4 protein-coding genes are annotated in these 6,722 nt (G+C 47.0%); 3 read left to right on the top strand and 1 reads right to left on the bottom strand.

Annotated elements, in window-relative coordinates; all coding sequences use genetic code 11:
- Positions 1 to 160: 160 nt before the first annotated feature.
- Positions 161 to 1,447 (bottom strand): hypothetical protein, encoded by a 1,287-nt coding sequence (locus tag C3B52_RS32140; RefSeq protein WP_103110416.1) that lies wholly within the window; start codon positions 1,445 to 1,447, stop codon positions 161 to 163.
- Positions 1,448 to 1,620: 173 nt separating this feature from the next.
- Here C3B52_RS32140 and C3B52_RS32135 point away from each other — a divergent pair, with 173 nt between their 5' ends.
- The 3 genes from C3B52_RS32135 to C3B52_RS32125 all read left to right on the top strand — a co-directional run bounded on the left by C3B52_RS32135 (position 1,621) and on the right by C3B52_RS32125 (position 6,520).
- The gene (locus tag C3B52_RS32135) at positions 1,621 to 4,800 is read left to right on the top strand and encodes a DNA translocase FtsK (protein WP_103110415.1); all 3,180 of its coding nucleotides are present in this window, start codon (positions 1,621 to 1,623) and stop codon (positions 4,798 to 4,800) included.
- Between the two features lie 167 nt (positions 4,801 to 4,967).
- The gene (locus C3B52_RS32130) at positions 4,968 to 5,366 is read left to right on the top strand and encodes a hypothetical protein (protein ID WP_103110414.1); all 399 of its coding nucleotides are present in this window, start codon (positions 4,968 to 4,970) and stop codon (positions 5,364 to 5,366) included.
- Positions 5,367 to 5,533: 167 nt separating this feature from the next.
- Entirely contained in the window at positions 5,534 to 6,520 is a 987-nt protein-coding gene (locus tag C3B52_RS32125; RefSeq protein ID WP_103110413.1) for an LCP family glycopolymer transferase, read from the top strand.
- Positions 6,521 to 6,722 lie beyond the last annotated feature (202 nt).

The following is a 6,722-nucleotide window of genomic DNA, read 5'->3' as shown; positions in this document are numbered from 1 at the left end:
CTCCTCGGAATATCGCTTGAATGTTTGACCTTTTTTAGCCATGGAAAAATCCCCTCCAAGTAGAGTGTACCACCCACCGTTAGGTGGGCGGGCTTTTTACACTGTCTACTCAAAGGGGATAATATCAGGGTGCGCCGTGCTTTTTGTGTATGTTTAGAATTTAAGGCGTTACTGTTGCAGGTTCTGCAGCCTCTGCCTCATATTCTGCCCATTCTGCTTCCAATTCTTTTTGCCATTTGTATTGCTCCAGCATGCTTTGTGCGAAAGGACGCATGAAGCCTTTGTCGCTAAAGCTGTTGATCGCTTTCTCATCCTTGTACAGCTGTTCAACAGTCACACCAGCATCTTTTGCAGGAACACTGAACTTGGTAGCTTTACCGAAGTTATATGCGTATTGATCTGCTTCCAATCCAATTGTCAGAGCTTGCTTCATGTCTTTTGTTTGGAACGTTACATTCAGAGAGCTCTTTTGGTGAACAGGCATTTTTGCACTGTCTACATAGAAGTCGAGGTTCCAAGCCAGGTTTTGGAAGCCTTCTTTTTTCATTTCTTCTACGACTTTTTCAGGCGTATAAATTTTGCCTGTTTCGTCGAGCCATTGCTTCGCGGACTTCATGCCTTCAGAGATAGTTGCTTCTGCCAGTGCACGTTTTTCAGCCTCGGTTGTCTTACCCATTTCTGGATCGATTTCTTCAGCGAAAGTGTTGGTCAGAACCATAAAATCGATGGCAAATGCTTTCACGTCTTGGCTAGCTACAGCATCATTTGCAGTGAAGAAGAACATTTTAACCAGTTCTTTGGCGTCGATTTTGATCGCTACGTGTGTCGCATCTACCTTGTCGCCGTTTGGCAGAGTTACTTTCTCTACGCCAAGATTTTTCGCGTCAGCCAGCTTGTAGCCGTATTTGCTTACGTATTTTTTGATGAAGTTCAACGTGAGATCGTTCATTTTGTCCTGGAACGCTTTCAGCTTGGCAGGGTCTACTCCCTCTGTGCTATCGATGCCGCCGAATGGATTGGAGGCAGTAGCATCAATGACCAAGTACTTGGAGTCGAGTGGAGATTTTACATATACTTTATTGTCTGCCGCAATCATCTCAACGGACGCTTTTTTATCACCAGTCCAGAGCTTGTTGTCGCGCAGCAGCTTGTCGTCGTTTACTTCAAGCTGGAATTTTGCGTTCTTCAGATCTTGCTGAGAGCCTTTGGCTGTCACACCAGCCTTCAAAGCTGCCAGAAATGCCTGTCCCTCTTTATCTACTGCAGTTTCCCCGAATGCTGCTGGCAATTTTTCTACATCACCTGTCAGCTTCAAAGTCCCTTGGAAATCGTAGTTTGGCTTATCTATGGATGCGACGATGGAATCACGCACCAAAGATGCTTCATTGGCACAACCTGTAAGCACGAGCATACCGGCAAGAAGTATTGCACTTCCCTTTTTCCACATGTTGTGTTCCTCCCCTATGTAATATTTGTTTTAGTTCCCACAATGTAGTACGTCCGAGATGAGAAAAGGTTTCGCAAATAAGGAAAAAAATCGCCATTCGGACAAAATAAGCCCCATTTTCGTGGTAAGATGAAAGGGAAAAGATGGTTTAGAAAAGAAAGGGCGTTTGTACCATGTGGTTGTGGCTTCAAAAGCTGATGAGTTATTTTCAGGGTGAAGCAGAACAAAGAGTGGAGGAAGAGATTCGTACTCCGGTAAATCCCGCTCCCCGTCAGCTCAAGGCAAAGACAAAAAACATTTACCCCAAAGAGCGGGCAAACAATCGTGATACGGACGACTTCAGATCAAGCAAGGAACGTCAATTCCGTTTTCCAGTAGTTCCAGATGAATATCAGCTGCCAAAGCGCAAAAATAAGGAAATGCAAAAAGGGTATACGGCAGGGACGCGTGAGCAAGCTTCCTATGAGCAGGAAAGAACAGTACAGACGCGGGAAACGCCCCGCGGTAACAGAGAGGCGCGTGAGAAACGAGAGACACCTGTTGTACCAAAGGTAGAGCGAAAAATAGAGAAGCAGTCTCCTGCTCGCTATGAAACGAATCGGGAGCCAATCCACCAGAGACCGGAAAGACAAGAACGACCAGATAAACCGGAAAGACCGAGTGAAAAAGTCGCTCGTTCTACACTTTCAGCGGAGGAAAAGCGTTCGTATACGCCATCCGATATTATTTCGCCTGTTTATGGAAAGATTACACCGGCTACGCGTGAGGTTGAGCATCGCATACATACGACCTCGGGTATCGTGTATCCTCGTTTGGAGCAGGAGGAGCAACTGAATCAGATAAAGCAATGGGAAAAGGAAATCAGCGAGCGCTACTTCCCTGAAGACCATGAGGAAAATGACTCGAAGCCTGACCAGGACAGACTGCTCCCCGATTTGGGTGAAGAAGCGCGGAAAGAAGCTTTGCAAGCAGCAGACGAAGTGGCAACAGCATCTGCGGCTGCGGTGGAGCTGACAGTGGCTGTAGCAGCAACGGAAGCAGTGGGAGAAACGCTGGAGGTAAGTGCACAGCTGCATGATGCTCCTCTTGCTGCTCTGGGACAAGTGTCCGATGAGATACGTGAGAGAGAAGCGGACGAGCCGCCGATTGCAGTAGGGTCTATTGAGGTAAGTGTGCAGCAAACAGGGGATATGGAAGTCAATGAAGCTGAACCGGCCGCTCATCTCGAGTCGGCGGTTGAGCCAAAAGAAATCGAAGAAGTCGAGCCAGTAGCTCATATCGAGCCGACGGAAGAGATCGAAGAAGTCGAGCCAGTAGTTCACATTGAGCCGGCAGAAGAGATCGAAGAAGTCGAGCCAGTAGCTCATATCGAGCCGGCAGAAGAGATCGAAGAAGTCGAGCCAGTAGCTCATATCGAGCCGACGGAAGAGATCGAAGAAGTCGAGCCAGTAGCTCATATCGAGCCGACGGAAGAGATCGAAGAAGTCGAGCCAGTAGCTCACATTGAGCCGACGGAAGAGATCGAAGTAGTCGAGACACTAGATCATCTCGAAGCGGCAGAAGAGATCGAAGAAGTCGAGCCAGTGGCTCACATCGAGCCGACGGTAGAGATCGAAGAAGTCGAGCAAGTAGCTCACATCGAGCCGGCAGAAGAGATTGAAGAAATCGAGCCAGCTGTCACATCCATCGTGCCATCCATTGAACATACGGAGCCTTTTGCAATAAAATCCGACACCTCTGCAGCCGAAGTGAACACCGCTGCACCGTATGCAGCTGACGTCAATCGATTGTTGGAACGAGCTGGGCTAGAACAGCAAAATGTTGTACAGGAATCGAACAGACCACTGGAATCCATGAGTGAACCAGTGCGTGCAGCTGAGCCGAAGCGTGAGCAGCAACAGCAGCCTGTACAAGAGCCTGAGCCAGAGAAGATAGTAGAACCGCCATACGTGATACCGCAGTTGGAGCTGCTCAATCCGAGTCCGCCGCCAAGCGATGACGATGACGAACACACCCAATTGCAAAAGCTCCTGTTGGAAGAGACGCTGTCCAATTTCAATGTGAGTGCACACGTTGTCGGGATTGTGAAGGGCCCTTCTGTTACGCGCTTTGAGCTGCAACCGGCGCCAGGAGTCAAGGTTAACAAAATTACAAGTCTGGTTGATGACATCAAGCTGAATTTGGCTGCAAAGGATATTCGGATTGAGGCACCGATCCCAGGCCGCAATGCGATCGGGATTGAGGTACCTAATCTGGCGAGTCAGCCAGTCTTGATAGAGAAGATGATTGGCTCCGAAAAGTTCCAGCAGCATCCGTCCCCGTTAGCTGTAGCCCTGGGGATGGACATTGGTGGCGAGCCAATTATCGCGGATATTAAGAAAATGCCGCACGGATTGATTGCGGGCTCGACAGGATCAGGGAAGAGCGTCTGTATCAATTCGATTATCGTCAGCTTGTTGTACAAAGCTACACCAGAGCAAGTACGACTTTTGCTAATTGACCCGAAAATGGTTGAGCTGGCTCCATATAATCATTTGCCACATCTTGTGACCCCTGTCGTGACTGAAGCGAAGCAAGCGACGGCAGCACTGAAATGGTGTGTGGAGGAAATGGAGAAGAGGTACGCGCTTTTTGTAGATGCGGGAGTACGAGATATCGATCGTTACAATCAAACGACCGATGATACCCTTCCTTTCATCGTCATTGTGATCGACGAGCTTGCCGACTTGATGATGGTATCACCACAGGATGTAGAGGATTGTATCATCCGGATTGCGCAAAAGGCCCGTGCCTGCGGTATTCATTTATTACTCGCAACCCAGCGCCCATCTGTTGATGTCATCACAGGGAACATCAAGGCAAACGTTCCGACTCGCCTGGCATTTGCCGTCTTCTCGCAGGTCGATTCTCGCACGATTCTCGACCAATCCGGGGCGGAGAGATTGCTGGGTCGAGGAGATATGCTTTTCCTTGAAAGTGGTACAACGCCAGTGCGTCTGCAAGGAAATTTTGTCTCAGATGATGAGATTGAACGTATTACACATATGATTAAAAAGCAACGCAAGCCAGAGTATCTGTTCAGCAAAGAGGATTTGGAGCAGCAGGTCCAATCCTTCGACGCGGGAGATGACCCACTCTACTTCGAGGCGCTGGTATTTGTCGCAGAGCAAGGACAAGCATCCGCATCTGGTCTGCAACGCCGCTTCCGGGTGGGTTATAATCGAGCAGCGCGTTTGATTGAAATGATGGAAACAGACGGCTATGTTGCAGGGCAAAGCGGCGGCAAAGCGCGAGCGGTACTGATTTCACTTGAGGATGCCAGAGCGGTAGTGGAAGGCTCGACCTTAGTCTAACGAGTCAGATAAGAAATGAAAAAAAGAGTCTTACCACTGTGGTGAGGCTCTTTTTTGCGAAAATAAAAAATGATAAACAATTCCGATCAATGTACATGAATAGTTGCCTAAATATTCGGAAAAGTAGTATGCTAGATACAATGTCAAACATATTAAAGGGAGGCATCATGGATTTCTTGGTGAAAAAGTATCAACCGATTAACGAAGAGCTCGTGCTGTTTAACGAGGAGCATTACTTGAGTGTCCTGAAAGTACATATCGGGGATCTACAGACAGCAGAGAGAGAAGCGCTGTTTAACCATCTATTCGTGTTCGAGAGCAATGACGTTGATTTAGAGATTGATGTCTCTGAAGAGCAGCACGGTACCTGGTATCTCCAAGTCCTGGTTCCTCATGTTCTGACATTGCCTGATGTTGCCACGAAACGTATTGGTCGAGGAAAAGAACAGCTGGAGGCTCACTTGGCGAATCAACCTGTACAGCTGATACAAAATCTGCTTTCTGGTGAAGAAATTTACACGTATGTGAAAAGATATAATCCGAATATTGAGGTAGTCAGCAATTAGTTAGATACCCAAGCTCGTACGCATTAAAATCTCCCGCCAAGAAGGGAGATTTTTTCTTTTTCGGAACATCTCTCCCTTATTTACGCTGGCAGGAGTCGTAAAGCATGAGACAGCATCGTAATAATGAGTAATGGATGTCCAAGACGTAATGTAGGAGATGCGGGCTCATGAAACGGTATGTCTACGTGTTGCTCATCGTTGTACTGATTGTCATAAGTGCAATGACGATTTTCTTTTTTCAGCTCTATGCAAATGTAAAAGAGACAGCGAGCATGATTTACGAACCCCTGCCCCCGGAGACTACCCACGAACCTGAGTCCACATCAGCCAAGCCACTTGAGCCGCTTCCTGCTCCAAAGCCTGTACCAGAAGCCCATGCCAAAAGCGAGAAGAAGCCCCTTACCTTATTACTGTTTGGAGTAGACAAGAGAGAAGGAGACCAGGGAAGGTCCGACACGCTCATCTTGTTGACTATCAATCCTGAGAAAAAACAAACCTTGATGATGAGCATTCCCCGCGACACCCGAACTCAGATTGTGGGCCGGAAACAGCCCGACAAGATCAATCATGCGTATCAAGCAGGGGGAATTGCTAGTACAGTACGAACGGTTGAGCGCTTTTTGGATATTCCGATTGATTATTATGTAAAGGTGGAAATGGAGGGGTTTTCGAATATCATTGACTCGCTTGGCGGTGTTACTGTTGACAACGCTTTTGCTTTTGACTACGAAGGCTACCAGTTTCCCAAAGGAATCAGTCATATGGATGGGCAGAAAGCATTAGCGTATGTGCGTATGCGTTACGATGATCCTGAGGGAGACTTTGGGCGAAACAAGAGACAGCAGCAGGTCATCCGGGATTTGATGGATAAGGCAAAAGGAATTAGCACGGTCAACAAGCTCGACGATCTTTTATCCGTAGTAGGTACTAGCTTTAAGACAAATCTCACATTTGAAAACATGAAAGAATTAATGCTTGATTACAAGAGTTCCTTGGAACAAATAGAAACGATCAGGGTAAGCGGGGAGGGAGGAAAGATAAACGGCGTTTACTACTACCTGGTATCCAATGAGGAACGGTTACGAATAAAAAAACGAGTCGAGGAATTCAAGAAATCTGTGACTTCCGAAGCAGTCGTTGCTAGTGATAAGTAATAAGCCTTGTCTATGCTTTTTATCCCACCCTTTCCACTATGAGAAAGGGTGGTTTATTTATTTCAATTTTAAGGGGTCAAAAGATACACGGAAAATATTTTAAAAAGAGAATAATTGATGATGAATCACTCATATTGTTTCATATAAACGCAAATGGACAGGAAACGATAGGTCCATAATGATAGTCCTATTTTCTTAAAAA

The sequence above is a fragment of the Brevibacillus reuszeri genome, from assembly GCF_002897295.1.
Lineage (GTDB): Bacteria > Bacillota > Bacilli > Brevibacillales > Brevibacillaceae > Brevibacillus > Brevibacillus reuszeri_A.
This window is presented reverse-complemented; position numbering and strand designations above follow the sequence as displayed.